This window comes from Cryobacterium sp. Hh11 (genome assembly GCF_004404045.1).
GTDB lineage: Bacteria > Actinomycetota > Actinomycetes > Actinomycetales > Microbacteriaceae > Cryobacterium > Cryobacterium levicorallinum.
In genome coordinates this window covers 83,423-109,231 of record NZ_SOHF01000027.1, presented here as the reverse complement: position 1 = coordinate 109,231, position 25,809 = coordinate 83,423, and the positions used below count along the sequence as shown (strand labels likewise).

The 25,809-nt window shown below is 66.5% G+C and carries 21 protein-coding genes; 3 read left to right on the top strand and 18 right to left on the bottom strand.

The features are described 5' to 3' along the window. Positions 1–8: 8 nt before the first annotated feature. From E3T46_RS13620 to E3T46_RS13585, 8 genes are all read right to left on the bottom strand, one after another. Complete coding sequence (locus tag E3T46_RS13620; protein WP_134578952.1) at positions 9–1,439, bottom strand: FAD-dependent oxidoreductase; 1,431 nt, start codon at positions 1,437–1,439, stop codon at positions 9–11. Positions 1,440–1,563: 124 nt separating this feature from the next. Further along, positions 1,564–2,361: an SDR family NAD(P)-dependent oxidoreductase gene (locus tag E3T46_RS13615; protein ID WP_134578951.1), complete on the bottom strand. Its 798-nt coding sequence runs from the start codon at positions 2,359–2,361 to the stop codon at positions 1,564–1,566. 116 nt (positions 2,362–2,477) lie between these two features. Beyond that, positions 2,478–4,031 carry a methyltransferase gene (locus tag E3T46_RS13610; protein ID WP_134578950.1) on the bottom strand — a complete coding sequence of 518 codons (1,554 nt, stop codon included), beginning with the start codon at positions 4,029–4,031 and terminating at the stop codon, positions 2,478–2,480. Positions 4,032–4,143: 112 nt separating this feature from the next. Continuing rightward, the gene (locus tag E3T46_RS13605; RefSeq protein WP_134578949.1) at positions 4,144–5,268 is read right to left on the bottom strand and encodes an NAD(P)/FAD-dependent oxidoreductase; all 1,125 of its coding nucleotides are present in this window, start codon (positions 5,266–5,268) and stop codon (positions 4,144–4,146) included. After that, positions 5,261–5,965: a class I SAM-dependent methyltransferase gene (locus E3T46_RS13600; protein WP_134578948.1), complete on the bottom strand. Its 705-nt coding sequence runs from the start codon at positions 5,963–5,965 to the stop codon at positions 5,261–5,263. Before E3T46_RS13600 ends, E3T46_RS13605 begins: the two co-directional genes overlap by 8 nt. Next, a complete protein-coding gene (locus E3T46_RS13595; protein WP_134578947.1) occupies positions 5,966–7,180 on the bottom strand; it encodes a type III polyketide synthase in 1,215 nt (404 codons plus the stop codon). A 175-nt stretch (positions 7,181–7,355) separates the two neighbouring features. Next, a complete protein-coding gene (locus E3T46_RS13590) occupies positions 7,356–8,261 on the bottom strand; it encodes a phosphatase PAP2 family protein (protein ID WP_166790284.1) in 906 nt (301 codons plus the stop codon). A gap of 156 nt (positions 8,262–8,417) precedes the next feature. Further along, positions 8,418–8,717, bottom strand: a complete 300-nt coding sequence (locus E3T46_RS13585) for a zinc-binding dehydrogenase (protein ID WP_166790283.1) — start codon at positions 8,715–8,717, stop codon at positions 8,418–8,420. A gap of 262 nt (positions 8,718–8,979) precedes the next feature. On the opposite strand from E3T46_RS13585, the gene E3T46_RS13580 reads away from it, so the two are divergent. Continuing rightward, positions 8,980–9,918: a phosphodiesterase gene (locus E3T46_RS13580; RefSeq protein ID WP_134578944.1), complete on the top strand. Its 939-nt coding sequence runs from the start codon at positions 8,980–8,982 to the stop codon at positions 9,916–9,918. Here E3T46_RS13580 and E3T46_RS13575 read toward each other — a convergent pair. The 5 genes from E3T46_RS13575 to E3T46_RS13555 all read right to left on the bottom strand — a co-directional run bounded on the left by E3T46_RS13575 (position 9,848) and on the right by E3T46_RS13555 (position 16,353). Beyond that, positions 9,848–11,656 (bottom strand): stealth family protein, encoded by a 1,809-nt coding sequence (locus tag E3T46_RS13575; RefSeq protein ID WP_134578943.1) that lies wholly within the window; start codon positions 11,654–11,656, stop codon positions 9,848–9,850. The genes E3T46_RS13580 and E3T46_RS13575 overlap by 71 nt on opposite strands. Before the next feature lie 285 nt (positions 11,657–11,941). After that, positions 11,942–12,370, bottom strand: a complete 429-nt coding sequence (locus E3T46_RS13570; RefSeq protein ID WP_134578942.1) for a DUF1761 domain-containing protein — start codon at positions 12,368–12,370, stop codon at positions 11,942–11,944. A 52-nt stretch (positions 12,371–12,422) separates the two neighbouring features. Beyond that, on the bottom strand, positions 12,423–14,558 hold the full coding sequence (locus E3T46_RS13565; RefSeq protein ID WP_134578941.1) for a thioredoxin domain-containing protein: 2,136 nt from the start codon (positions 14,556–14,558) through the stop codon (positions 12,423–12,425). 42 nt (positions 14,559–14,600) lie between these two features. After that, on the bottom strand, positions 14,601–15,266 hold the full coding sequence (pnuC, locus tag E3T46_RS13560; protein WP_134578940.1) for a nicotinamide riboside transporter PnuC: 666 nt from the start codon (positions 15,264–15,266) through the stop codon (positions 14,601–14,603). A 253-nt stretch (positions 15,267–15,519) separates the two neighbouring features. Further along, the gene (locus tag E3T46_RS13555; protein ID WP_104133302.1) at positions 15,520–16,353 is read right to left on the bottom strand and encodes an aldo/keto reductase; all 834 of its coding nucleotides are present in this window, start codon (positions 16,351–16,353) and stop codon (positions 15,520–15,522) included. Between the two features lie 133 nt (positions 16,354–16,486). On the opposite strand from E3T46_RS13555, the gene hrpA reads away from it, so the two are divergent. Beyond that, positions 16,487–20,554, top strand: coding sequence for an ATP-dependent RNA helicase HrpA (gene hrpA, locus E3T46_RS18560; RefSeq protein ID WP_241980749.1), 4,068 nt, complete (start codon positions 16,487–16,489; stop codon positions 20,552–20,554). A 267-nt stretch (positions 20,555–20,821) separates the two neighbouring features. Here the strand turns inward: hrpA and E3T46_RS13540 are convergent, their stop codons facing one another. From E3T46_RS13540 to E3T46_RS13530, 3 genes are read right to left on the bottom strand one after another with little or no spacing between them, the layout of a single operon-like run. Beyond that, the gene (locus tag E3T46_RS13540; protein ID WP_166787452.1) at positions 20,822–21,574 is read right to left on the bottom strand and encodes an amino acid ABC transporter ATP-binding protein; all 753 of its coding nucleotides are present in this window, start codon (positions 21,572–21,574) and stop codon (positions 20,822–20,824) included. Between the two features lie 23 nt (positions 21,575–21,597). Continuing rightward, the gene (locus E3T46_RS13535; protein ID WP_134578939.1) at positions 21,598–22,617 is read right to left on the bottom strand and encodes an amino acid ABC transporter permease; all 1,020 of its coding nucleotides are present in this window, start codon (positions 22,615–22,617) and stop codon (positions 21,598–21,600) included. Between the two features lie 19 nt (positions 22,618–22,636). Next, complete coding sequence (locus tag E3T46_RS13530; RefSeq protein WP_134578938.1) at positions 22,637–23,530, bottom strand: ABC transporter substrate-binding protein; 894 nt, start codon at positions 23,528–23,530, stop codon at positions 22,637–22,639. 160 nt (positions 23,531–23,690) lie between these two features. On the opposite strand from E3T46_RS13530, the gene E3T46_RS13525 reads away from it, so the two are divergent. Continuing rightward, positions 23,691–24,203, top strand: coding sequence for a GNAT family N-acetyltransferase (locus E3T46_RS13525; protein WP_241980748.1), 513 nt, complete (start codon positions 23,691–23,693; stop codon positions 24,201–24,203). Here the strand turns inward: E3T46_RS13525 and E3T46_RS18195 are convergent. Together E3T46_RS18195 and E3T46_RS13515 are read right to left on the bottom strand one after the other, a co-directional pair. Beyond that, positions 24,196–24,633 carry a hypothetical protein gene (locus tag E3T46_RS18195; RefSeq protein ID WP_174845406.1) on the bottom strand — a complete coding sequence of 146 codons (438 nt, stop codon included), beginning with the start codon at positions 24,631–24,633 and terminating at the stop codon, positions 24,196–24,198. The genes E3T46_RS13525 and E3T46_RS18195 overlap by 8 nt on opposite strands. Positions 24,634–24,749: 116 nt before the next feature. Beyond that, entirely contained in the window at positions 24,750–25,790 is a 1,041-nt protein-coding gene (locus E3T46_RS13515; RefSeq protein ID WP_134578936.1) for an iron-siderophore ABC transporter substrate-binding protein, read from the bottom strand. Positions 25,791–25,809: the final 19 nt, after the last annotated feature.

The following is a 25,809-nucleotide window of genomic DNA, read 5'->3' as shown; positions in this document are numbered from 1 at the left end:
CCGCGCGCCTATTCGTCAGAAACTGCCGTGTCGGGAACGGCCAGGAACGGCTCGAGCGCGGTGAGCGCCGCGGAGAGAAACTCGTCGTCATCGAGCTCGGACAGCCGAGTGGCGTTCTCGGCGGCCACGACCCCCATGAGAATGGGCTCCCCGGTGAGCGGCATCATGTTCACCCAGACCGGAAAATCGGCGTCTTCGCCGACGATGGTCCAGAGCCGGGCCTCGGTGTCCCAGAATGGCTCGTCGAAGCGCAGCCAGACCTTGTCGAGTACCCCCATTCCCAGGGCAGCAATGGCACCGCGATGCGCGAAGGGCAGCGCCGGCGAAAATTCGATCGCGGCAGTCTGCAACACGCCAAGCGGCACGGTGAGAATGACCCGGTCGGCTGAGAGCGACTCGCCGGTGCCGAGGCGCAGACTCACGCCACCGTCGTCGTGGGCGACCCGGTTGACCACGCTCGATAGCAATAGCTCCAGACCGTCGGCGTCACTTTTCAGCAGAGTGGAATAGCCGCCGATCACGATCTGGTCGTCGTCGGCGCTGCCGATGTCGGTGGTGTACCAGGCGGACTGCTGACTCGGTGTTGCCCCGGTTTCAACCTTGAGTTTCGTGGCGATCTCGTACTCGAGCCAGTCGGCATCCGACAGGCCGTCGGCGTTGCGCGTGCTCGAAAGTTTCGCTTCACCCGAATCGATCAGGGCACGTTCAACCGAGACATCCTGCTGCTGATCCGCTGCCCAGTCGAGGGCACCGGCGACAGCCTCAGCGCCCAGCGTCGACACCTCGACGACGGCGCCAGCCCGGGTGCGCACCTCCGGGGTGCGCACGAACGGCAGCAGGCTGACCCCGAGCGTGGTCAGTTCATCGTCGAGAAAATTGTCAGAAGTGCGATGCACAAAGGAGGGCCCACGTTCGATCGGAAAGGGCCAGTCGCTGCTGACGGTGTCGATGCGCCCACCGATGCGGTCGCGCGCCTCGATCACGACGACGTCGTAGCCGGCATTGACGAGTTGGCGGGCCGCTGTGATGCCGGCAATCCCGGCGCCGACGATGGTGATACGTTCGCCGGGAGCCGCGACATCCTGCACCTGGCTGGCCGCAAGCAGGCCGGACGCGCGGGCGCCCTGCACCGTGCCGGGCTCGTCCACTGCTGTGGCTTCACCGGCGAAAAACACCCGGGCATCGACGGCCTGACCGAGCGCAACGCGGTGTTCCGGGGTGGCCCCAACGGCGGCGTAGCTGAAGGATCCGCGCGAGAAGGGGTCGGTCGACCAGTTGGTGCGGGAGACGGCGAGCGGCTGCGGAACCAGCGAGGGGGTGAGTGTGGTTGGCGCCGGGGATGTCGTCGGCACCGGCGTCTGCTCCGGCTCCACGCACGCCGCAAGCGCCAGGACTGAAAACCCCGACGCCGTGCCGAGCAGAAAAGTGCGCCGCTTCACGATCGGTCTGCTTCAGAACGGCGGATCCCGGGCGCGCGCCCACAGAGCTTCAGTACGGCGCCAGTCATGAGACCAAACTACCGCAGACCGTGCCGCTTGACATTTTCTTCTCGAGAGCCGCTGGTTACCGGCGCTCCTCGGCCACGGAGTTACCGCCGTCGACGACGATCACCTGCCCGGTGACGTAGGCGGCTCCTGGCGAGGCAAGAAACGCGATGACGGATGCGACCTCCCCCGGCGTGCCGCTTCGGCCGGCCGGAACCAGCGCACCCTCCAGAGCCTCGCTCGTGAGCTGGGAGCCGGTCGAGATCCAGCCGGGCGCGACGGCGTTCGCCGTGATGCCCACTTCGGCCTCGTCCACTGCGAGCGCCCGCACCAGCCCGACCAGCCCGGCCTTCGCTGCGGCGTAGGCGACATCATTGCGGCTGGCCATGATCGACCCGCTCACGCTCGACACCATCACGATACGACCCCATCCGGCCGCGCGCATGAACCGGATCACCGTGCGAGTGGCATGAAATGCTGTGGACAGGTTGATGGCGAGGCCGTGTTCCCACTCGGCCGGACTGGTCAGGATATCTCCGTGGCCCATCTCGGCGTCGCCGACCGCGACCATGCCCGCGTTGTTCACGAGAATCGTCGGCTCGCTCCCGGTCGCGGCGAGCGCCACCCGCAGTCCCTCGGCACCGTCGACCGAGTCGAGGGAACAGACGATTCCGCTCGCATCGAGTCCGTGTGCCGTCAGTTCGCGCGCCCGGTCGTGCACCCGCGCCGTCGTGCCGGTGAGGATCACCCGGCAACCGAGTTCACCCAGCATCCGTGCTGCGGCGAAGCCGATACCGGTGGCGCTGCCCGCCCCGGTGATGAGTGCGGTGTGCCCGCCGAGGTCGAAGGCGGCCGGGAGCGCGGGTGCGGGAGTCATGGCGTCAGGTTAGTGCCCTCTCACCGCAGACCGTGCCGATTGACATTTTCCCCTTGACGTAGTTAGTTGCAGAGTTATGCCGGGTGGCCGAGCGTACCCGGGGGCTGGGGGCCGAGTTAGACGGGATCAGGGAATGTCAGGAAGCCGTCGACGAGCAGGGCGCGCACCTTGGGCAGCAGTTCGGCGGCAAGCGCTGGCTCGTCGGCGTCGAGCAGCTGGGCGAGCGCGCCGATAATGGCACCGACCGCGAGGTCGCCGTCGCAGGCACCGACCAATCCGGCCAGGGCCGTGTCGAGCGGCACCGAGCGGCCGAATCCGCTGCCCTGGTGCAGGGTCATCAGCGTCGGATCCGACTGGCCGGGCCAGTAGTGGCGCTCTTCGGTGACGTCGGAGGCCACGGTGAGATTTGTGCGCAACAGGCGCGCATCATCCGTTGCCGCCTGCCAGTCGTGCGCGGCGAGACACTCGGCGAGGTGCGCGCCGAGCCCGGCCGGGTTGTGGCCCAGGGCATCGGGCAGGCGCTCGAGACGACGCAGGCCGGGAGCGGCGCCCAGGGTGGATGCGGCATCCGGCAGGCGCAGCAGCAGGTAGCCGAAGCCGACCCGGCCCACTCCGCGCGCCTCGAAGTCGTTCAGCCAGGCGTTGTACAGCCGGTCGAAATCGGGACCAGGGCGGGTGCCGCCGTCGCGGATCCAGGTCTCGGCATACTCACCCGGCGTCTGCACCTCGCGTTCGATGATCCACGCGTCGAGGGCACCCGGCGTGAGCCAGCGCTCGAGCCGTTCGAAGGCATCCGTTTCATCGTGGTATTCCCAGTTGCCGAGCAGCTGCACGACGCCGCCGGGGGTGAGATGGTCTGCGGCCCCGCGCACGACGGCCTCGACCAGGGCGTCGCCGACCATTCCGCCATCCCGATACTCGTAGCTCGGCACACCCTCGGCGCGCGGCGTGATCACGAACGGCGGGTTCGAAATAATGTGATCGAACCGCTCCCCCGCCACCGGCTCGAACAGGCTGCCAAAGCGAAACTCGATATTGTCGATCTCGTTGAGCTCGGCGTTCAGCGCCGCAAGCTCGAGCGCCCGCACCGAAATGTCGGTCGCGACGACCTGCTCGGCGTGCCGCGAGGCGTGCATGGCCTGGATTCCGCAGCCGGTTCCGATGTCGAGCGCCCGCTCGACCGCCGTCGGCATCATGAGCCCGCTGAGGGTGCGCGAGGCTCCGCCAATGCCGAGAACGTGCGTTTCGCCCAGCGGATGCCCGAGCGCCAGCTCCCCCAGATCGCTCACGATCCACCAGCTGCCGGCGCCGTGCGCGTCGATGAAGCTGTACGGGCGCAGGTCGACGAGCGGGCATACGTCGGCCGAACCGTCCGCCGCCACGAGCCCGAGCTCCGCGGCGCCGACCGCCCCGAGCGTCGGAAGCGCGGCGTCCAGGTCGGCTCGCGGCACTGCGTCACCGAGCAGGAACAACCGGGCGAGGGTCGCGGCGGGCTCGTTCCGGCCGAGCTTCGCGGCGAGCACGGCGAGCGCCCGCTGGGCCGGAACCCGCTGATTGCGGCGGAGGGCAGCGTCCGCGTCTATTCCCCACAGTCCGGTCAGACCGGGAACCGAGAAATGAGCGGCGGCGAGGTCGGTGCGCAGGCGGGGAACGAGAGTTGCAGAAGTCACCCGTCTATTCAACTCGATCTGCGGCCCACGCCCGAACGTCAGGCCGGTGAATCTGCGCCCCGCTGAGCGGAGCCGACATGTCGTACGTTAGCCCGGCGACCTACCCGTCAGGTCACAGCCAGCGCATCGTGAACGCGCAGGCGACGAGTTCGTTGGCCGGCGGCAGGGTGAGCGAACGCACGAGGGCGTTGCGGGCACCGAGCCGCAGGCCATGGGCTGGCCGGCCCATATTCATGTTGAATCCGGCCTGCACGGCCGCGCGGTGAGCGGCACTTCGGCGGGAACGGTCGTAACCCCCCAGAACGGACGCCGCCACCGCCGGCTCCAGCAGCGCCCGCTGCAGCGCCGGCGCGAGCGCAACGGCGTCGAGCCAGCCCAGGTTCATGCCCTGCCCGCCGATCGGACTAATCTGATGCGCGGCGTCGCCGACCAGCACGATGCGGCCAGCCCTCATGCGTCCTGCAAGCCGCTGCTGCACTCCGAAGGCGCTCGCTGCCCCGAGCGGTTCGGCCACCCTGACGTCGGTTCGATGACGGACGAGCGCGGCCAGGTCGGCGCTGTCGGCTTCCGTGGCGAGAAAATCGGTCATCGCCACCCAGCGGCGCCGGCCGCCGGGCAGTGGAAAGGACTCCACCACGCCGCCGCGCTCGAAATAGAGCACCGCACCGGTGTCGCCCGGATCGGGGTCGGCGAAGTCGCCCATGAGATAGGTTTCGCTGCGGCCGAGCTGCCGCCAGGCGATGCCGGCCGCCGCCCGCACGCGGCTGCGGGCACCGTCCGCGCCAATCACATAGCGCGCCTCGATTGGGCCGGCGTCGGTCGAGAGCACGACGGCATCGCCGCGATCGTGCAATCCGGTCACCGTCACACCGCTGCGATACTGCCCCGGCCTGAGCTGGTCGAACCGGGCGCGCAACAGGGCCTCCGTCTCGTATTGCGGCACCGCGACCACGAATGGATATTCCGGCGCTGCCCGCTCAAACGACAGCTGCCCGAGCCTGCGGCCGTCGCAGCGCACCTCCCCCTGGTGAATGCGTACCGCCCGGTCGAGCAGGGCGTCGGCGACACCGATAGAGGCGAGGGCGCGGAGCGACGGCGGGTGGATGCCGATCGCCCGCGAGCGCAGCGACGGCAGCTCGCGCTGCTCGACTACCTCAACATCGAGCCCGCCGACGGCGAGCACACAGGCGAGCATCGTACCGACCGGCCCGCCACCGACGATGACAACGTCACGCATCCGCTGCTTCCCAGCCCAGCACGAGCCGCGACGGCCTGCCGCGCGACACCGTCCACCCAGCGGGCACCGCGGCCCGCAGCTCGACGGCGGTGTAGCTGCGTTGAATCGAGGTGAGCCCGTCCGGCCGAATATAGGAGTGTCGAAAGAACGGCCAGGTAGCCGCCGCGAACCCGAGGTAGGCGAAGTTCGAGCGTTCGAGATCGGCGTGCAGCACCCGACGCCGTGCGAGCGCCTCGGAGTCCACGAGCAGCCTCTTGAGCTCGTCGACGCTCAGGTGGTGCAGCACATGGTTGGAGACCACGAAGTCATAGTGCTCGCCCTCCGCGACAAGATCCGAGCTCAGCGCCCGCCGAAAAGTCAGCCCGGCAATCTTCGGCTGGCTGGTCGCGAAGACGTGCGCGCGGGCATCCGGATCGATGCCGGTCACCCTCAGCCGCAGGCCGTCACGCACCGCCCAGCCGGCCAGCGCCCGCGACACATCGCCGCCGCCCGATCCGACATCGAGCAGCGTCAGTTCGGTCGTGGTTGACAGGGCGGGGCGGATGCTGCGGCGATAGATCCCCCACCAGCCCGAGACGACCGCATTGACCACGCGAAAATCCTGATAGGTGCGGGTGAGCATGGTCGGGTCACAGAGCGGGGAATCCATGATCTCCACCGCGTCGTGGGCGCGCACGCGCAGGGAGGGAAGGGCCATTCAGCCCTCGATCACGGTCATCAGGCCGGACTCCACGGTGAGTCCGGGGCCGAACGCCATGGCGCAGACCCGCTCGCCGTCGGCCGTGGCCGGACCGTCGAGAATGGCCTTCATCACGAACAAAATGGTCGCGCTGCTCATATTGCCGTTGGTGCGCAGCGTCTGGCGCGAGGGAAGCAGCTGGTCGGGGCGCAGCTCGAGCTTCGCCTCGGTCTTGTCGAGAATGCTGCGGCCGCCGGGGTGGATCGCCCAATGCTCGATCACCGAACTGAGCGTGGCGGGGGGCGCGAGGGTGAGCACTGCCGCGCCCAGAGTCGAGCCGACGGCATCCGCTTCGAGGGAAGCAGTGGCTGCGAGCTGCCCGGTGATCGACACATCGCGGGCGAACAGTGGGGCGAGCGCGCCCTCAATGTGCTCGTCAATTATGTGCGGAACGTAGGTGCTCAGAATCATCTCGAAGCCCTCGTCGCCGATTTTCCAGGCCATGTCGCCCTCGCCGACCGGCGTGATCACCGTTTCGAACAGGTCGAGGCCCAAAGCCTTCTCGCCCGCGAGCGGGGCCCGCGCGCTGACGATGCCGGCGGCCGCGCCGTCGGAGAATAGCGAGGAGGCGACGATGGTATCTGGATCGCTCGAGGTACGCAGGTGCAGCGAGCAGAGTTCGGCGCTGACCACCAGCACGACCGCGTTCGGGTCGGCCTCAACGAACTGCTTCGCGGTGCGGAGGGCCGGCATCGCTGCGTAGCAGCCCATGAATCCCAGGTGGTAGCGCTGCGTGCTGGCGTTCAGGCCAAGCTCCCGCACGAGCATGTAGTCGGGGCCGGGCGCGTAGAACCCGGTGCAGGAAACGGTGACAACGTGCGTTATGTCTTCGGGACGAATATCGCCGCAGGCGGCGAGCGCCCGGCGGCCGGCCTCGACGAACAGTTTGGTGGCTTCTTCGATGTAGAGCTCGTTGCGCACCCGGGTGCTCGGCATGAGCAGCAGCTGTTTGTGCGCGTCGAAGAACTGCGGTTCGGTCGAATCGTTGTCAAGGGTCAGCTCGGCGATCACGGTATGTCGCGTCTCGATACCCGACACGTTGAAACTGGTGCTGACCAGCCGTTGAGCTAGCCGGCTGAGTCCGGGCTGGGCGGCGAAGATATCGCGCACCTGCTCCTGGATCAGAATCGTCGGGGGTACTACGGTCTGGAGCGCTCTCAGCGTGACGGCCATGAGTCAGTGTCGCACGCGACTTCTGTTCCGTACAGCCCTAGTGCGCCGAAAAATCGGCCCGACACAGCTTTTCGGGGGTGCCAGGCCACAGAACTCCCAGCTGCCGTGCATAACTGCGGAGATTGTCGGAACACCCTCTGCGTCAAGCTGGTTGTGAACGGGCAGCGAGCGAAATCTACGGAAGGCGGGCGAACAGCCGCGTTCCGCTGAGCGCCAGCAGCAAGCCTGCGGTAACGATGGCCGCGACGCCACCGAAATAGGCGACGACGGTGCCCAACGTTCCGACGCTGTCGAACAGGCTGCTGTTCACCACGAGGGTAGCGACAAAGGCCAGCACGGAGACAGCACCGAAGCCGACCGACAGCCAGCGAATAACGCGAATGGTGGATCGGCGCAGGCCGATGAAGGCGGGCCACCGCGAGCTGGAGCCGTCGCCGGCGGCGCGGGGCAGCACCCCCGCCCGCGGCCAGGCCAGCACGGCACCGGCCAGGCAGCCCCAGAAGGCAACCCAGAGCAGCCCGGCAATCACGTCACTGGGCCGATGCCACTGGTTGGCGAGCGTTGCGACCCCGGCCAGCACGGCGAAGGCGGTGCCCCAGCCGGCGACTATTGGCCGGGTGCGCGGGCTCGCCACCAGAAACACCACGAGAGCGGATGCCGCCGCCACCGTCGTATGCCCCGACGGGAAAGAGTTTCCGGCGTAGCCCTCGACGGCCAGATCGGGGCGGGCCAGGATGCCGTACTTGAGCAGCTGCGCGGTCGCCGTCGCTGCCCCGGCAGCCACCAGGGCGACGAGCAGGGTGCGCCAGTTGCGGCGCACGAGCGCGATGATCGCGGTCAGCACGACGCCGAACACCACGGCCACATCGGGCACAGAGTCGAGCACCCGACCGGTGAACGGGGTGATGCTGCGGCGGCCGAATTCGGCGCCGTTATAGGCGAGCTGGTCGGCCTCCTGGCCGGCATGGCCCCGCACGAAAAAAAGGTAGAGACCGACGAATACGAGCGCGATCAGCGCGGCTCCGGCGAGGTAGCCATACGCCCCCTGTAGCGGAGCGTTCGGTTTGGATCTGGTGCGCACGGTCAAGCATGCCACAACCGGCTGGGAGCCCGAGCAGGTCGGCCTGGAGCGGCCACGTCTCCGGAATAAATCGCAGGCCAGCCAGCGTGCCGCGCCGGCGAGCCCCTTTCCCGGCCAGGAACGGCCGGACCGTAGCCCCGAGCAACCGAGACTCGCCTACCGGGTCGCGAGCACGACCTTGCCGCGCAGGTGCCCGGCCATCAGGTGGCGGTAGGCGCCCTGCACCTGCTCGAGCGGGAACACCCGGTCGATCGGCAGCACCATCTCCCCGCTCGCGATCAGCGCGGAGAGGGCACGGAGGTCGTCAATATCCGCGGCCTGTCCGCCCACCTCGGTAATGCCGGCGCCAGCCCGGTGGCCACGCGCGGCGATCGTGTTGATCGGCCCGCCGGGAACGCCCAGCTCGAGTGCCGCATCGATGATCGCGGCGCCGTTGTAGTCGAGGGCGGCAGTCACAACCGGCGCGGCTGCTCGTCGTGCACGATGCTCAGAACGCCTGGGCCACCAAATTCCTCAATGCGTACGTATCGAGCCATGCGGCCAGCCTGGGGTACGGATCCTGAGCACGATTCAATAACGGCACTTGCCCATTTACCCCGCCCGATGCAGGATTAAGGTGTGGCGTACACCGGTTGTTCAAGTACGTCTGATCGAATAGTGGCAAGCATCGTGAAAGCGCGCCGGCAAAGCGCGTCCGCGACAAACGAATGGACGCTCCGTGAGCTTTCGAACGGCTGAATACCCCCGGCCGGATCATTTCCTGTTACACCTGAGCGACACCCACCTGCTGGCGGGGGGCTCGAAACTCTATGGCAGCGTCAACGTTGAAGCCCGCCTGGCCGAGCTGTTCGCCGAGGTCGAGGCCTCCGGAGCCCAGCCAGAGGCCATCGTCGTCACCGGTGATCTCGCCGACAAGGGTGAGCCCGGCGCCTACCAGCTGCTGCGTCAGATCGTGGAGCCGGTCGCTGAGCGTCTCGGCGCCCGAATCGTCTGGGTCATGGGCAACCACGACAATCGTTCGGCTTTTCGCACCGAACTGTTCGGTGAGGTGGCCAGCGACGCGCCGATCGACCGGTCCTACGACCTCAACGGCCTGCGCCTGATCACCCTCGACACCTCGGTGCCCGGTCACCACTACGGCGCCGTGACCGACCAACAGCTGCAGTGGCTCAGTGAAGAGCTGCGCGTACCGGCCCTCGACGGCACGATTCTGGCGATGCATCACCCGCCCATTCCGAGCGTGCTCGACCTGGCCACCGCCGTCGAGCTGCGCGACCAGGACCGTCTGGCCGACGTGCTCCGCGGCACCGATGTGCGCAGCATCATTGCCGGCCACCTGCACTATTCATCGATGGCCATGTTCGCCGGCATCACCGTGTCGGTAGCGTCGGCCACCTGCTATACCCAGGACCTCAACGTTCCCATCGGCGGAACCCTCGGGCGTGATGGTGCCCGAGCGTTCAACCTGGTGCACGTCTATCCCGGCACAGTTTTGCATTCCGTGGTTCCGCTCGGCCACTACCCAACGCTCGACTACGTGGATGCCGCCGAAAGCGCGCGTCGTCTGCGCGCTTCCGGCGTCGAAATCACGCCGTCGGAAACTCTGCCTGCACTGCGTGAGCCGCCCATGACACGGCCGATTCCGGTTCTGCACTAGCGGCCAGGCTGGCCCGTTCCCACGGTGCCACGATGGGAAAGTACAGGTTCAGGAACTCGGTGACCGCGGCGCGCCGCGCATCGGGCGTGATTTCCGGGTGGCTGCCGTCATTCAGACAGAACATGTCCTGATCGCGGCGCTTGCGCAGATGGTTCATCTGACGCAGGGCGATGCGCAGGGTCGTCTCGATGTAGAGCGAGCGCACCTGCGTCTGCGCGACCGCACGCCCGGTCATTAGGGCGTAATAGTGGTACAGCGAGTTGGTGACCGAGATGTCGGTCGCCGAGCGGAACCGGCTGGCTGCCGTGCGGCTGAAGTCCGCGGGGAACTCCTGTTCCAGCTCGAGCAGTACGCTCTTGCGCATGGGCGCGGGCGTGTGCTCGAGGTGGCGGGTCGTGACCTTGCCGAACCGGCCACGCAGCAGCGCTCGGTTCACGCGCGCGGCGTTCTCAAACCCGCTGCGGGTCGGGTCGTTCTCGCCAAGTCCGATTCGAGTGGAGGCCTCCACGAACTTGGTCACTCCGCCCGGTGAGAAGAACAGTTCAGGGCCGACCGGGCGGCCGAAGAACATGTCGTCGTTGGAGTAGAGAAAGTGCTCGGCCAGGCCTGGAATGTGGTGCAGCTGGCTTTCGACGGCGTGCGAATTGTGGATGGGCAGCACGCTCGTGTCGACGAAGAAATCTTCGCTGCGCATGATGGTGACGCGGGGATGCTCGGCAAGCCACTCCGGAGCCGGTGAATCGGTCGCGATGAAGATGCGTCGAATCCACGGTGCAAACATATAGACGCTGCGCAGGGCGTACTTAAGCTCGTCGATCTGGCGAAAACGGGCATCCGAATCGTCGCCCTCGCCGATGACATAGGACTTCATCCGCTTGGCGCGTTCCCGCTGGAACTCGTCGCTCGAGCCGTCGACCCAGCTGAAGACGAGGTCGATGTCGAACGTGACATCACTGGCCAGATCGTCGAACATATTCTGCAGGGTCAGCCAGGTGCGCCCATACAGGTCGATCGTGGTTTCGCGGGCCTCGGAGCGCGGCAGCCGAGTGCGCATAAGCGCGTTTTCGACCGGAGCGACGATTTCGTCCTCGCCAAAACGCCACAACTCGAACTGGAACGCTGTCTGGGCTCCGTAGCGCAGGCGTCCGATCGGTTCGATGCGCGGGCGGTAGACCCGAAAAACGCTGGACTTGCGCAGCATGGTGAGGGCGCCGTCGGCGAGGAGAAATTGCTGGTTCACGTTGCCGTCGAGCGGCTTGGCGTAAAAGGGCTCGTTGGCGAACGCCTCGCTCAGAACCTGAGTGATTTCCTTGCGACGCTTGCGGTCGACGGCGATGACCGGACGATTGTGGTCGCCGCGTACCAGCAGAAAGTCGATTCCAGCGCGGGTGAGGGCGTCGTAGACGGCAAGGAGGTCCTTGACCATGGACTCGTGCGGCGTGTAGTGGCCGTTGATGAGCGCGATCTCGCCCTTGCGCACGACGACGTCATCACGGTTGAAGCGGCGGGTGCGGGCATCCGGTGTGATCAACACCAACTCGGGCTCGCTGCTGAGGGAGAGAGTCGGGATCAGGCCGGTGTTCGTGGGCGGCTCGGGTTCGCTCGAGTCGTAGCCGACGGAGTCGGAACGAAAAGCGTCGGTGTCAAAAATGTCACCGCCGAAGGAATCGGGGTAACCGTCTTCTGGGGATTCCGTGCGCGCATCCGGTTGTGCGTCTGGAATATCGAGTGTCGCCATGGTCCTCCTTGAAAAAGTGGAGCACTCAAACGCGGGGCAATTCGTGCCTGCGCCGGGGAGTGCGGCCGAAAAAGCCGGCGTGAACGCTGCTCTGCCTGTGTCTCGAACAACTGACTCTCAGTATGGTGCCGCCGAGATTCTCGATGAGCGACCAGCGGCCGGTGACACGCAGGGGCGTTCACCTCAGTGTACGTCCCCGATGCCGGTAGTTTGCTGCACCCGCGCGACGACGGGCGGGCCTGCGAAACGGATGCTGCGGCATCCGTTTCGCACAGTCGGTGCACGTTAGACGGCGGAGATGCCGAACAGGCCGATAATCAAGGCCATGAGCAGAATGGTCACGAGTTCGTGGGCCAGGTTGAGCACGGTGAGGCCGGCCGGGCGGCGGTCGAAGGCGTCGTGGGTGACCATGCGGGCTGCGGTGAATCCGGCCCAGAGGATGAGCCCGGTGAGCAGGGTGTTGAACAGAAAGTTGCCGCCGTAGAAGTTCTGGGCGATCGCCGCGGCGCCGGCCAGCACGGAGGCGGTGACGAAGCTGACGATGACCGTGATGATGATGGCGCCCGTGCCGCTGCCCTTCATGCTTTCCTGGGTGTGTCCGACGGCTTGCATCCAGTACCGGCCGAAGACCGCGCGGGTGTACCAGATCGAGCCGACGACCATGCTCGATGCGGTGGCCAGGAGCACGGCCCAGATGTTAATTTCGGGAACCATGAGGGATCCTTTCGGCTGGTCCTGAACGTGGGACGTAGGCGGTATCCCGATGTTAATGCTTGTGTGGCCCGCCCAATTGTTGCTGTTCAGCGGCAATTTTGGCCAGAAGCGCGGCGGTGGCGTCGATCGGCGGCAGTTGAGCCGGGTCGGTGACCGGCAGTTGGCAGACGAAGTCGCGGCAGAGGTACGCGGTGGGCTGGCCGGTCTGCGCTGTTCGAGCGGCAAAGAGGTCGAATCCGGCGTCGGCGAAGGCGCAGGCCTGCGATTCGGTCACGGCGACGACGACGTCAGCCGGATGGCGCCGGGCGAGGTCGAGCAGGGTGGGGTTGAGGCCGGTGGCGCCGTGGGCGGTGGGGTCAGGGTTGGTGGGGTCGGGCTTGGTGGGGTCGGCGCGGACTCCGTCTGGCTCGTCTGGCTCGTCTGGCTCGTCTGGCTCGTCTGGCTCGTCTGGCGAGACGATGACGAGCTGCTGGATCGGGGCGTTGAGCTCGTCGAAGAGGCGCAGCGCGGCGCCGAAGGCGAGCGGACGCTGCGGAGCGAGGGTGGCGACCAGGCTGATTCCGGCCGCCGCGGCTCGGCGGTAGCGGTCGTCGCCGGTGAGCTGGTGGAGTAGTACGGCCGCGTCGACCGTGGCGGATAGTCCGGAGGGGTAGGCGCCCTCCGACGGGTCAATGGCGCTGACCAGGCCCTGCGCGGTGAGTACGGTATCCGAGCCGTGCGGCGGGCGAAAAGCGGGGCTCGATGCCGTCGTGCTGACACCGGGGTCGGCCACTGTCCTGGCCCGATCAGCAGCGTCGGTGGTGTCCGATAGCGTTCTGTCGAGCAGGTGACGAGCCTGGGTGGCGTATGTGACGTCACCGGTGACGAGAGCAAGTTCCAGGAGTCCCCGTGAGTACATGCCGTAGTCCTCCAACGTGGCCTTCGCATCCGAGGAACGTTCGCCGGAGGCAGATCCGCTGACGGAGGCGCGTACCAGCGTGCCATCAGCGCGCTCGTGGTGCACGCGCAGATAGTCGGCCGCGCGGCGGGCGGCGGCGATCACGTCGGGCTGGTCGAAGGCGAAGCCGGCTCGGGCCAGTGCTTGGATGGCGAGGCCGTTCCAGCCGGTGAGCACCTTCTCGTCGCGGGCTGGCGGGGTCTGCCGGAGGCGGTCGCTCGCTTCGAGGGCGTAGTAGCCGCCCTCGACCCGCTGGCCGTCGACTGTGCTCTCCGAATCCTGGGCACTCGCGAAACCGCCGCTCGGCAGCTGCATCACGTCGCAGAGAAAGCGTGCGATTCCCTCGGCGACGTGGCGTGCCCACGGCGCTTCGGTGAGCATCCAGGCGCGGGTGTAGAGGCCGAGCAGTTGGGCGTTGTCGTAGAGCATGCGTTCGTAGTGCGGATCGCTCCAATCGCGATTGACGGCGTACCGAAAGAAGCCGCCCTCGATCGGGTCCCGCAGGGGTGACGCTCCCATGAGTTTGAGCGTGCGCACGGCGAGCTCGGGGCCTGGGCCGTCGAGCCCACCGTGCCCGAGCAGAAAGGAGAGTGCCGGCGCCACCGGAAACTTCGGCGCGCCGCCGAAGCCGCCGAACGAAGCGTCCTCGTAGGCGACCAGTTCGGCCACCGCCTGGTCGAGCCGGTCGGCATCGGGTCCAGCACCGGGCCCACCGCCGGACGCGGAGCCGACTCCCGTGGCCAGGTCACGCGCCGACTCGGCGAGCATCTCTGCGACCCGAGCCGCGCCCGCCGTCAGGTCCGCGCGGCGCGTGAGCCACGCATCCGTCACCGCGGTCAGTACGTCGCGAAATGACGGATGCCCCGGCTGCCCGACCGGCGGAAAGTAGGTTCCGGCATGAAAGGCCCGGCCGTCGGGCGTGACGAACACGTTGAGCGGCCAGCCGAGCCCGTCGATAAACGCGCTTGCCGCGGCCAGGTAGCTCGCGTCGACGTCGGGGTGCTCCTCACGGTCGACCTTGATGCTCACGAAGTGGGCGTTGAGGTACTCCGCGATGGCCGGGTCGCTGAAGCTCTCCCTGGCCATGACATGACACCAATGGCAGGTGGAGTAGCCGATCGAGACGAGCACCGGCACGTCCCGCTCGCGCGCTTCGGCGAAGGCCTGCTCGCCCCAGCCGAACCACTCCACCGGGTTGTCAGCGTGGCTGCGGAGGTAGGGGCTGATGGCGTCGGCGAGGTGATTGGGCATGTTCCATTCTCCTCCCGCTTGGCCAATTCGAGCGAGCCGGGCCTAAACGACGCCGAGCAGTGCACTCCGGCGGTGTTGTACCCGCCCCCAGACGATGAACCCGATAATGGTGAACGCCCCGTAGAACAGATACAGCACGGCGGAGGCGTAGTAGCCGGCGCTGATCAGCAGCGGCACCCCGACTACGTCGACGGCCACCCAGATCAGCCAGAACTCGGTCCACCCCTTGGCCATACCGTAGGTCGCGAGCAGCGAACCGGTGAAGATCCAGGCATCCGCCCAGACCGGTTCGAACGAGCCGAGCGCACGAAAAATCGGGGTGAGCACGAGGGTGCCGGCGATCAGCCCAACGGCGAGCAGAATGCGGGTGCGGTTGCCAGCCCAGTGCGGCGCGACGGCAACGTGCACGGCGGAAATGCGGCTGCGCTGCCACTGCACCCAGCCGAAGATCGACACGACGATGAACATGATCTGACGGCCGGCCTGCCCAAGCAGGTTGACCGGGTTCGGCGTCCCGAACACGGCGCCGAGGAACACTGTGAACAACAGCACGTTGCCGACGATCCCGACCGGCCAGGCCCAGATCTTGCGGCGCATGCCCCCGACGGCGCTCGCAATTCCGAAGGCGTTGCCGATGACCTCGCGCCAGAGAATGGTCTGGGTGCCAAGCTGCAGCTGCGCGTCGAATAGCCATTCAATAGGGTTCATGGGTTCTTTCTGCGGGGCGGCGCGCAACCGCGCTCAAGGGAGCGCAGCACACCCCAATGTACGCCGTTGCACACCCGTGGCCCCACAGACCGTCGATCGCCGGGGCCACGCCTAAGCGGATGCTGCGGGCTAGTTCACCTCGTTAAGGTGAGCCGAGTCGCGGGCCAACCCGCCGCGCTCCCGCGACCTGGCTAGTTCACCTCGTTAAGGTGAGCCGAGTCGCGGGCCAACCCGCCGCGCTCCCGCGACCTGGCTAGTTCACCTCGTTGGGGTGAGCCGAGACTCGGCCGGCGCGCTCGAGCGCGGAGATCATGGTCACCTCGGTGTGGGTCAGTTCGAAGTCGAACACGTCGAAGTTCTCCGTCATGCGCGCGAGGCGGTTCGACTTGGGGAACAGAATGTTGCCGATCTGCAGGTGCCAGCGAATGACGACCTGCGCTGGCGACTTGCCGTGTGCGTCGGCAGCATCCGCTATCACCTGCTCGTCGAACAGGGGGTACTTGCCCTGGCCGAGCGGGCCCCAGGCTTCAATGTTGATGCCGTTTTCGCGAGCGAAAGCGATGACCTCCGGCTGCTGGTGAGCCGGGTGCAGCTCGATCTGGTTGACGGCGGGCACGATGCTGGTCTCGTGCAGCAGCCGGTCGAGGTGCGGCACCAGAAAGTTTGACACGCCGATGGAACGGGCGCGGCCCGACTCCTGAATCTTTTCGAGGGCCTTCCAGCTCTCGACAAACTTGTCGTTGGCCGGAGCCGGCCAGTGAATGAGGTACAGGTCGACGTAGTCGAGGCCGAGCTTCTCGAGGCTCTCCTCGAAAGCGTCAAAGGCTGATTGGGTGCCCTGACGGTCGTTCCACAATTTGGTTGTGATGAACAGCTCGGAACGGTCGATGGCCGAAGCGGCGAGTGCCTTGCCCACACCCTCCTCGTTACCGTAGATGGCAGCGGTGTCGATGTGGCGGTACCCGACCGACAGTGCGTCGGCCACAATGCGGGTGGTTTCGTCGGGTTCGACCTTGAACACGCCGAAACCGAGCTGAGGAATCGTGTGGCCGTCGTTGAGGGTGATGGTGGGTACAGATTTCGTCATCGCCCCAGCCTATAAGCCGGGGTCCTCGACACTCTCTCCCAACCCCCAATGTTCACTGACCGCGAAAGCGCCCGCGCTGGCCAGCACGGGCGCTTTCACGTCGCGGGTGGGGGCGAAGTAATATTGAGACTTCATGGAAACGCTCAATATCACCTTCCCGCCCGAACTGCCGGTCAGCCAGCGTCGGGAGGACATTGCCCGCGCCATTCGTGACCACCAGGTCGTGATCGTCGCCGGATCGACCGGGTCGGGCAAGACCACCCAGCTGCCCAAGATCTGCCTCGAGCTCGGCCGTAAGAACATCGGCCACACCCAACCGCGCCGGCTCGCCGCGCGCACCATTGCCGAGCGCATTGCCGAGGAGCTCGGCCAGGAGGTCGGGCAGCTCGTCGGCTACCAGGTGCGGTTCACCGACAAGGTCGGCGCGGATACGCGCATTAAGTTGATGACCGACGGCATCCTCTTGAATGAAATTCACCGCGACCGCATGCTGCGCAAGTACGACACGATCATCATCGACGAGGCTCATGAGCGCAGCCTCAATATTGACTTTCTGCTCGGGTATTTGCGGCAGTTGCTGCCCAAGCGCCCCGATCTCAAGCTCATCATCACCTCGGCGACGATCGACCCGGCCAGTTTCGCGAAGCATTTCGCGGCCGCCGACGGCACGCCGGCACCTGTCGTCGAAGTTTCCGGTCGCACCTTCCCGGTGGAGATTCGCTACCGCCCGCTCGTGGCCGAGCCCGGCATCGACGACGATGACGACACGACGGATGCCGCTCCCCCGGTTGACCGCGACTACATCGAGGGCATCACCACGGCTCTCGACGAGCTCGAACGGGAGTCGAATGGTGATGTGCTGGTCTTCCTTTCCGGCGAGACCGAGATTCGCGACGCCGCCGACGCGCTGCAGGGCAAGTACGCCTCCTCGGCCAGCCGCAATCCCACCGAGGTGCTGCCGCTGTACGGCCGGTTATCGTCGGCGGACCAGCACCGGGTGTTCCAGCCGTCGACCGTGGCCGGGGTCAAACGACGCATCGTGCTCGCGACCAACGTGGCCGAGACCAGTCTGACGGTGCCGGGCATCCGTTATGTCATCGACGCCGGAACGGCGCGGATCAGCCGCTACAGCGTGCGGTCCAAGGTGCAGCGGTTGCCGATCGAAGCGATCTCGCAGGCCTCTGGCAACCAGCGCAGCGGCCGCAGCGGCCGCACCAGCGACGGTATTGCGATTCGGTTATATTCCGAAGAAGACTATATGCGCCGCCCGGAATATACCGAGCCGGAGATTCTGCGCACTAACCTCGCCGCGGTCATTCTGCAGATGATCTCGCTCGGCCTCGGCGATATTGCGTCGTTCCCGTTTCTGACCCCGCCGGACAGCCGCAATATCAAGGACGGCCTCGACCTGCTCGCCGAACTCGGCGCCATCGAGGCGGAGGGTACCGGTCGCACCAAGAGCGGTCGCCGCCCGGTTGAAACGGATGCCGCCGCCGGCCCGGCCACCCCGCGCCTGACCCGCATCGGCCAGCAGCTCGCGCAGCTGCCGATCGATCCGCGCTTTGGCCGCATGGTGATCGAGTCGAAAACGCAGGGCACCAGTAGGGAAGTCATGGCGATCGTCGCCGGGCTGACCATTCAGGATCCGCGGGAGCGCCCACTCGAACGGCGCGCGCAAGCCGATCAGTTTCACGCTCGGTTCGCCGACCCGACGAGCGACTTTCTCAGCCTGCTCAACCTTTGGAACTACCTCGAGAAGCAACAGTCCGAACTCGGCTCGAGCGCCTTCCGTCGACTGTGCAAGAACGAGTACCTGAACTACCTGCGGGTGCGCGAATGGCAAGACGTCTTGCGCCAGTTGCGCCAGCTCGCCAAGCCGCTCGGCCTGCACCTCGGTGAACCGAGCGCCAACCCCGACGGCGTGCACCGGTCGCTGCTGGCCGGACTGCTCTCGCACATCGGGCTGAAGGACGTCGCCAAGAAGGACTACGTCGGCGCCAGACAGCAGCGCTTCGTGCTGTTTCCCGGCTCAACCCTGGCCAAGAAGCAGCCGAACGCGGTGATGAGCGCCGAACTGGTCGAAACCAGCCGGTTGTTCGCCCGCATGAACGCGGTCGTCGACCCAGCCTGGGCCGAACCGCTCGCCGGCAACCTGTGCAAGCGCAGCTACTCCGAACCGCACTGGGAGATGAAGCAGGGCGCCGCCGTCGTCTACGAACGGGTCACCCTGTACGGCGTACCGATCGTGGCCCGCCGCCGCGTGCAGTTCTCCCGGATCGACCCGGCGTATGCCCGCGAGCTGTTCATTCGGCACGCGCTGGTCGAGGGCGAGTGGGACCGCGCGTCTGGACCGCAGTCTGCTTCGGCCGAGAAGGAAGCGGATCGCGGCTCCCGCGGACCATCTCGCAACGAACGCGTCAGCATCTCAACCGACGGCGGCGACGCCAGCGGTGGGCGCGGCGCTGGCCGCGCACCCGCCGTTGGCTCGAGCGCCAGCCGCGGAGGACGGCCCGGCCAGACTGGCGACCCCGGCATGTGGGCGTTCGAACGGGCCAATGCTCGGCTGCGGGAGGAACTGGCCGAGTTGGAGGAGCGCACCCGGCGCCGGGACATCCTCTTTGATGATGAAGCGGTGTTCGACTTCTATCAGCGTCGCATTCCGGCCGACGTGTCGTCGACCAAGAGCTTCGAGGGCTGGTGGCGCACTGCCCGGTTCGACACCCCCGACCTCCTGACCATGACCGCCGACGCGCTCGTCGCCGAGGATTCCCCCGAGATCGACGAGGGGCTCTTTCCGCCGAGCTGGCAGCAGGGTGACCAGCGTCTGACCCTCGGCTACCGTTTCGAACCCGGCGAAGAAGACGACGGCGTGACCGTGCGCATTCCGCTCGCGCTGCTCGCCCGCCTCTCGCCGAACGGTTTCGACTGGCAGGTGCCCGGCCTCCGCGCCGAGCTCGTGACCGCCATGATCAAGTCGCTGCCGAAAAGCATCCGGCGCAATGTCGTACCCGCCGCCGACTGGGCTGCTCGGCTGCTCGGCGAGCTGCCGAGCGAGCCCGGAATCGTGGAGGCACTGCCGACGCCGGTGCCGCAAGGCTCGTTCGCCGAGACGCTCGCCGCGCTGATTCAGAAGCTCACCTATGTGCCGGTTTCCGCGCGCGACTTCGAGCTGGGCCGGGTTCCGTCGCACCTGCGCATGACCTTCGTCGTCACCGACGAACGTGGGCGCACGGTCGCCGCCGACAAGGACCTCGCCGACCTGCAACGGCGGCTCGGTACCCGCGTTCGGGAGAGCGTCGCGAAGGCGACGAGCGCCGCGGCTCCCAGCAACGCGATCGAGCGCGGCGGCATCACCACCTGGGACCTCGGCGAGCTCCCGCGCTTTCTCGACACGAAGCAGGGTGACAACACGATTCGCGGGTATCCGACGCTGGTCGATGATGGGGCATCCGTTTCGATTCGCATGATGAGCACCGAGCTGGAGCAGGCGCGCGCGCTGCCCCGCGGGGTACGCCGGCTGCTGCTGCTGGCGACGCCGTCGCCGGCCGCGTATGTGCAGCAACACCTGACCGCCGCCGAAAAGCTTTCGCTCGCGACCAGCCCGTATAAGAGCACGCAGGCCCTGTTCGAGGATTGCCTCGCCGCCGCGGTTGACGACGTGCTGTTTCGGGTGCGACCCGACGGGCAGGTGTTCATGAAGGCCGAGTTCGATACCATTCGCGACCGGGTGTCGGGAGTCGTGATGGACTCCATGTTCGAAACGGTCGGCCTGGTCGCCCGCATTCTGACCGCTCATCGACAGGCCGACAAGGCGCTCAAGGCCGCGACCAGCATGGCCTTGCTGCCCGGAATCAGCGATGCCCGCCAACAGCTGACGGCCCTGGTCTACCCAGGATTCGCCAGCGAGACCGGCCTGGCCCAACTGCGGCACCTGCCGCGCTACCTCAGCGGAATCAGCGCCCGGGTGCCGAAACTGGTTGACAACCCGAGCCGTGACCGGGTCTGGATGAACGAGACCCAGGCCGCGACCACGCGGTTCGAGAACGCCGGCGGCACGATGCCGCTCAAAGCGGATGCCGCGGCGCCGGTCCTGCGCGCCCGCTGGATGATCGAGGAGCTGCGCATCAGCCTGTTCGCGCAGGAGCTGAAGGCTGCGGAGTCCGTCTCGCTGCAGCGGATTCAGAAGGTGCTCGCCGGGTAGTTTGCCGCTACGGCCGTATTCTGCTGCCCGGGCCCACCTTACGGAACCGGGCCCATGATCTATCATGGGCCTACTTTCCGGGCCCGGGCCCGGGAGGCAATGGAAGCGAAGCCGACGGGTGGCGGGACTGTCCGGCCCCACGCGTGTGACTATCGAAGTGCACGCACCGGTAACTTTCTGCTGCCCGGGCCCACCTTACGGAACCGGGCCCATGATCCATCATGGGCCCGGTTTCCGGGCCCGGGCCCGGAAAGTAGAGAGCGGGGGCTAGAGGACCTTGGAGAGGAAGGCCTGGGTGCGGTGGTGCTGGGGGTTGGCGAGAACCTCGGTGGGGATACCGCTCTCGACGACGACTCCGCCGTCCATGAAGACGAGCGAGTCGGCGACCTCGCGGGCGAAGCCCATCTCGTGGGTGACCACGATCATGGTCATGCCATCGCGGGCCAGGCCCTGCATGACGTCGAGCACCTCACCGACGAGCTCGGGGTCGAGCGCGCTGGTCGGCTCGTCGAACAGCATGAGTTTGGGCTCCATCGCGAGGGCACGGGCGATCGCGACCCGCTGCTGCTGGCCACCGGAGAGGTGCGCAGGGTAATAGTCGGCCCGTTCGGCAAGCCCGACCCGAGCCAGCAGGGCGCGGGCGTTGGCCTCGACCCCGGCCCTGGACAGGCCCTTGACCCGAATCGGTGCTTCCATCACGTTCTGCAGCGCCGTCATGTGCGGAAACAGGTTGAAGCGCTGGAAGACCATACCGATATCCCGGCGCTGCCGAGCGGCCTCCTTGGGGCGCATCTCGTAGAGCTTGTGGTTGGCCTCGCGGTAGCCGATGAGCTCACCGTCGACGCTGAGGCGCCCCGCCGAGACCACTTCGAGGTGGTTGATGCAGCGCAGGAAGGTGGACTTGCCGGATCCGCTCGGCCCGACCAGGCACATGACCTCGCCGCGCTTGACCTCGAGCGAGATGCTCTTAAGCACCTCATTGGAGCCGAAGCTCTTGGAGACACGGTCGGCGACCACCATGGGCGTCTCAATAACAGCGGACATCAGCGGTCCCCCTTCGGCGAGTCGGTCGGCGGCGTTTCGCGCGGCAGCTGCGGCGGCAGGACCACGGTCGGTTGGCCGCTGCCGACGACATGCGTGACGCCGGTCGTGACGCCTGTGATCGACGAGGTGGCGTCATCCGCTTTCTTGTTCGGACGACGGTCACCGATGCCGCGGGCGAACCGCTTCTCGAGAAAGTACTGACCAACCATGAGAATCGAGGTGAAGAACAGGTACCAGATCGACGCGACGATGAGCATCGGCACCGTCTCGAAGGTGATGGCGGCAATGTCGCGCGAGCGCGTGTAGAGCTCGAGAGTGAAGGGGATGGCGACCACGAGCGAGGTCGTTTTCAGCATCGAGATGACCTCGTTGCCGGCCGGTGGAATAATCACCCGCATCGACTGCGGAACGACCACGCGCACCATGGTCTGGAACCAGCTCATGCCGAGGGCCTTGGCCGCCTCTTCCTGCCCACTGTCGACCGAGAGCAGGCCGGCGCGCACGATTTCAGCCATGTAGGCGGCTTCGTTGAGGGCCAGTCCGATGACTGCGAGGACGAAGGCGCTCAGCGCGACCCGGGTCGGGAACGATACCCACGGGTCGGTGAACGGCAGCCCGATGTCGATTGACTGGTAGATCGTGCCGATCAGGCCCCAGAAGGCGAGCTGAACGTAGACCGGGGTGCCCCGGAAGATCCAGAGGTACACCCAGGCCATGCTATTGACCACCGGGTTGGGCGACAGCCGCATGATCGCCAGGGTCACGCCGAGAAGGATCGCGATGACCATCGAGTAGACCGTGAGCTGCAGGGTGACGAACGCCGCCTGCGAGATGCGCTGGTCGAACAGGTACTTGCCGACGGCTGGCCAGTCATAGGCCGGCCGCATCGCCGCATCGGCGATGAAGAGCGCAACGAGCAGCAGTAACACGACCGCGAAGGTGTTGCGCCACGGGTGGCGCAAGCGAATCGCCTTGATTCCGGGCTCCGTCTTGCCGCCGGGCGCGGCCGTGTTCGTCATGATGCGGGTCGCTTATTCTCTAGCCGTTGGATGCGGCGTTGATGGTGATGGTGTCGATGCCACCGTCGGTGACTCCCCACTCGGAGAGGATCTTGCCGTAGGAACCGTCGTCAACCATGGACTGCAGGGCAGCCTGCACGGCTTTGGTCAGTTCCGAACCCTTGTCGACGGTGATGCCGTACGGCGCCACATCGAAGCTTTCGCCGGCGGGCTCCAGCTTGCCCTCGGCCTTGGAAATGGCATACAGGGCGACCGGCGAGTCGGCGCTGAGGGCATCAGCCTTGCCGAGCACGACCGCGTTGGTCGCTTCGTCCTGCGATGGGTAGGGCAAAACCTCGATTGCCTCCAGCCCGGCGGCGGCACAGGCCGCGTTCTTGGCGGGAAGTTCGTCGGTGTGCTCAACCGTGTTGGCCTGTACAGCGACGGCCAGGCCGCAGGCGTTGTCGGGGTCGACGGTACTGCCGACCGGCGCGGCCCAGAGGATGCCGGCGTTGAAGTAGTTGACGAAGTCGACCTGCTTCTCGCGTTCGAGGTTGTCGGTGAACGAGGATTCGCCGATGTCGACGGTGCCGCCGGTGATTTTGGGAATGATGGTGTCAAAGGACGCGATCTCGTACTCGGTGTCCAGGCCGAGCTTGGCCGCGATGCCGTTGGCGAGTTCAATGCCCCAGCCGATCGGTGCGCCGGACTCGTCCTTGTACTCGTTCGGCGGGTACGCCGCGTCGGTTCCGATAATGAGCACGCCCGCGCTCTTGATGTCTTCGGGGAGCAACGCGACGGCTGCGGCATCCGCTTCGATCGTGGTTCCGGAGCCTGAGGGCGTCGTGGAAGTCGTGGTGGTGTTGTCGACACAGCCGGTCAATAGCAGAACGGCGGTGGCGGCGAAAGCCGGAACGATATATCGTGCGCGCATGGCACTTCCTTCTTGATTTGGTCGAAAATGCGCGGATTCTACGGTGAATCCACACGCGAGTAAGACCTAACGAGCCTAGTGCAACCGCAGCCGACTGTTTTCGAGCCCCTGGAATTCAGGCGGTTTTGACCAGCGGATGCTGCGGATCTATCGTCAAAAGGTGCCCAACCTGAGACCGAACATCCTGTACACCTCACCGACCGACCCGCTCGCGGCAACGCTGGTGGCCGAACTCTCGCGGGAGTATGACGAGCGCTACGGCCTGAACGACGGGATTCCCTCGTCGGTCGAGCTCAGCCGGTATCCGGCCCGGCGCTTTCAGCCGATCGATGGCGGCACCTTTTTGCTGCTCGTCGAGAACGGAAAAGCGGTTGCCGGCGGCGCGTTCATGCGGGGCGAGAATGATTCCGTCGAGGTAAAGAGAGTCTGGACGCACTCCGCGCATCGCCGCCGTGGCTTGGCCCGCCAGGTGATGGCCGAGCTGGAGGCCGAGGCGGGGCGGCGGGGCATCCGTTCTATTGTGCTGACCACGGGAGCACGACAACCCGAGGCCGTGGCGCTGTACCTCTCGCTCGGGTATGAGCCGCAGTTCGACCTTGACGACGATTGGGAATCGATCGGGTATTTGGAGTTTCGCAAGCAGCTCGCCGTGGTCGACGAGCAGTTCAGCTAGTACATGCTGAATACGGAATATGTGTACGAGGCAGCCGATTGGGCGGCTTCGAGCAGCTGCACGGTCTGGTCGGCGACCTCGGTGAAGGGCAGGTTGTGCGCCAAGAGTGTGCAGAGCGGGCACTAGCCCGGTGGTTGACCGGCCAGCCAGGGCCCTGCAGCTGTGCGGCGTGCAGCGCCTCGATAACGAGAATCTCAAGCAAGAGCGCGACGACCCGGTCGGCCGCATTCGAGAGCGGGTCCTTGGCCGAACCACCGGGGTTACGTCCTTCGAGCTTGACCAGCACCCGGGCCGACAGCCCGGCGGCGGGCACCCGCAGCTCAACTAACGGGGTATTACTCACAAGGTCCGCGACGCTCGCGAGCACGTCTTCGCGCAGCGGTTCTTCCGCCGACGGCATCGGTGCCGCGAGGTGACCGGTACTGCTCATCTCTCCATGGTAAATCTCCCGGCGCACACTGACCCCAGGGGTGCGACCATTACCGGCACGCCGAAAACGGATGCCGCGGCGCCTGCTGGCTTACGCTGCATCCGTTCTGAGAAAAGTTACTGAACCGCGGCGGAGAGCAGGGCGACGTAGTCGTCGAGTCCCCAGCTCAGCGAGAGTCCGGTGGGCGGAGAAACGGACGAGATGAAGGCCGCGCCGACCGGGCTTGCGACCGTGCCGGCCTGCACCTGCGGCATGGCCTGGGCGTAGCTCGCGTTCAGGAACGCGTCGGACTCTTCCTGGGTGGAGCCGAAGTTGACCAGCAGGTCGCTGTCGAGCTGGTCGAGCTGCTCGTAGCTGAGCGTGTAGTAGAAGCTCGCCTCGTCGGTCGCGAGGTCGTCGACGGCGGGAGCGCTGACGAAGCCGAGGTCGAGGGTGAAGTCGACGCGCGGGTCTTCCTTCTTATAGATGTAGAAAGTTCCGGCGCTGTCGCTGGTGAGGGCGATGGTCTTGCCGGCGAATTCGGGGTGCGCGGCGGCCTGATCGGCGATTTCGGTGTCGATCGATGCGAGCAATTTGTCGGCCTCATCGGTCTTGCCGAGCGCGGTTCCGGTGATTTCGATCAGTTCGCGCCACGGGGTGGCCCAGGCATCGCCCGGGTAGGCGACGACCGGGGCGATCTCGCTGAGCAGGTCGTATTCCTGCTCGGTGATGCCGGAGTACGCGGCGAGAATCACGTCCGGCGCGGCCGCGGCGATGTCTTCGTAGGGCGGCTCCTGGGTGTCGGGCAGAATGACGGGCATCTCTTCGCCTTCGAGCGCCTCGTTGATCCACGGCAGCACGCCGTTTTCATCGCCGGCGTAGCTTTGGAACGGCATCGCCACCGGAATCACGCCGAGCGCGATCGCGTCGTCGGCGCTGCCCCAGCCCCAGGTCACGACGCGGGTCGGCTGCTCGTCGATCGTGGTTTCACCGAACGCGTGCTCGATGGTGACGGGAAAGCTGCCGGATGCCGCGGTGTCCGCGGCAGGGTCGGTCGCGTCATCCGCGGCGGCCGTGCAACCGCTCAGGGTCAGAGCGAGAATGCTGGCGGCGGCAGCCAGTGTGACGGTGAGGCGTCGGGACACGAAAATCTCCAGTTCGTCGGGCGCGGGCGACATTCTCGCCCTACGTGATAAG

Bases quoted from the DNA above. Each gene is read 5' to 3' on its own strand.
- E3T46_RS13530 (WP_134578938.1), bottom strand. From the start codon at position 23,530: ATGCGCGCACGATATATCGTTCCGGCTTTCGCCGCCACCGCCGTTCTG.
- E3T46_RS13595 (WP_134578947.1), bottom strand. From the start codon at position 7,180: ATGGCCGTCACGCTGAGAGCGCTCCAGACCGTAGTACCCCCGACGATT.
- E3T46_RS18195 (WP_174845406.1), bottom strand. From the start codon at position 24,633: ATGAGCAGTACCGGTCACCTCGCGGCACCGATGCCGTCGGCGGAAGAA.
- E3T46_RS13535 (WP_134578939.1), bottom strand. From the start codon at position 22,617: ATGACGAACACGGCCGCGCCCGGCGGCAAGACGGAGCCCGGAATCAAG.
- E3T46_RS13600 (WP_134578948.1), bottom strand. From the start codon at position 5,965: ATGGCCCTTCCCTCCCTGCGCGTGCGCGCCCACGACGCGGTGGAGATC.
- E3T46_RS13515 (WP_134578936.1), bottom strand. From the start codon at position 25,790: ATGTCGCCCGCGCCCGACGAACTGGAGATTTTCGTGTCCCGACGCCTC.
- E3T46_RS13540 (WP_166787452.1), bottom strand. From the start codon at position 21,574: ATGGTGGTCGCCGACCGTGTCTCCAAGAGCTTCGGCTCCAATGAGGTG.
- E3T46_RS13615 (WP_134578951.1), bottom strand. From the start codon at position 2,361: ATGACTCCCGCACCCGCGCTCCCGGCCGCCTTCGACCTCGGCGGGCAC.
- E3T46_RS13605 (WP_134578949.1), bottom strand. From the start codon at position 5,268: ATGCGTGACGTTGTCATCGTCGGTGGCGGGCCGGTCGGTACGATGCTC.
- E3T46_RS13575 (WP_134578943.1), bottom strand. From the start codon at position 11,656: ATGGCGACACTCGATATTCCAGACGCACAACCGGATGCGCGCACGGAA.
- pnuC (WP_134578940.1), bottom strand. From the start codon at position 15,266: ATGAACCCTATTGAATGGCTATTCGACGCGCAGCTGCAGCTTGGCACC.
- E3T46_RS13570 (WP_134578942.1), bottom strand. From the start codon at position 12,370: ATGGTTCCCGAAATTAACATCTGGGCCGTGCTCCTGGCCACCGCATCG.
- E3T46_RS13565 (WP_134578941.1), bottom strand. From the start codon at position 14,558: ATGCCCAATCACCTCGCCGACGCCATCAGCCCCTACCTCCGCAGCCAC.
- hrpA (WP_241980749.1), top strand. From the start codon at position 16,487: ATGGAAACGCTCAATATCACCTTCCCGCCCGAACTGCCGGTCAGCCAG.
- E3T46_RS13555 (WP_104133302.1), bottom strand. From the start codon at position 16,353: ATGACGAAATCTGTACCCACCATCACCCTCAACGACGGCCACACGATT.